We start from the raw sequence: 635 nt of genomic DNA on the forward strand, positions 1-635 counted from the left end.
TAAATGTCGCACCCCTCGAAAGCCGTCGAGGTGTAGAAATTGATTTTGCGCACCGCTTTGTCGGGAATTCCGATTGTATAAGTATCGCCTAATTTCTCGCGGTTTATCTGCTCGGATGTCCCGCTTGTCGAACAGACGATTTTCACCTCGTCGGGCGACAGTCGGGCATGATGCAACACCCGCCCGATAAAATCGACGCTGTTTACAAAGAAATGCAGATTGCAGGGAATATTGTGCGTTACGGCATTGCGGCAAAGATTTACGACCGATGCCAACGGGCTGTTTTCATGCCACAACCGCACCTGCATCGGCGGTTCGCTGGGTCAGATAATCCGCGTTGTCGGCAAGGTCTGCAATTCATCCAGCAGAAATTCCCGCTCGATGGGTGTCGCGGACATATAAGTCACACGGCTGAATTTGGGCATTTCGGCAAGTAATCCCATAACGGCTCGGTGTCGGAATGAATAGTCGAACAGCAGGCGGTGATATTCGTCTACCAACAGCAGGGCTTTGGCGTATATCTCCGCTCCTGCAACCTCTGCGACACGCGGAATTGCATCATAGGTGGCCATGATTTTTCAGCGGTCGTGCGTTTTCAGATAGTCGGCTATCTCTTGGTTGGTGACACCGCCGTA

Annotated in this window: 1 protein-coding gene and 1 pseudogene; both read right to left on the reverse strand. The window is 51.8% G+C overall.

Annotation, left to right across the window (positions count from 1 at the left end):
- A pseudogene (locus ACESTR_RS16390) lies at nucleotides 1–275 on the reverse strand (hypothetical protein); the annotation flags it as partial.
- Between the two features lie 48 nt (nucleotides 276–323).
- Nucleotides 324–572: a hypothetical protein gene (locus ACESTR_RS16395; protein WP_373179470.1), complete on the reverse strand. Its 249-nt coding sequence runs from the start codon at nucleotides 570–572 to the stop codon at nucleotides 324–326.
- Between the last annotated feature and the right edge of the window lie 63 nt (nucleotides 573–635).

The organism is Alistipes sp. DJF_B185, from assembly GCF_964250025.1.
Taxonomy (GTDB): Bacteria; Bacteroidota; Bacteroidia; order Bacteroidales; family Rikenellaceae; genus Alistipes; species Alistipes finegoldii.

What these genes read in the sequence shown, in the direction of transcription:
- ACESTR_RS16395 (WP_373179470.1), bottom strand. Translation starts at nt 572, where the DNA reads ATGGCCACCTATGATGCAATTCCGCGTGTCGCAGAGGTTGCAGGAGCG.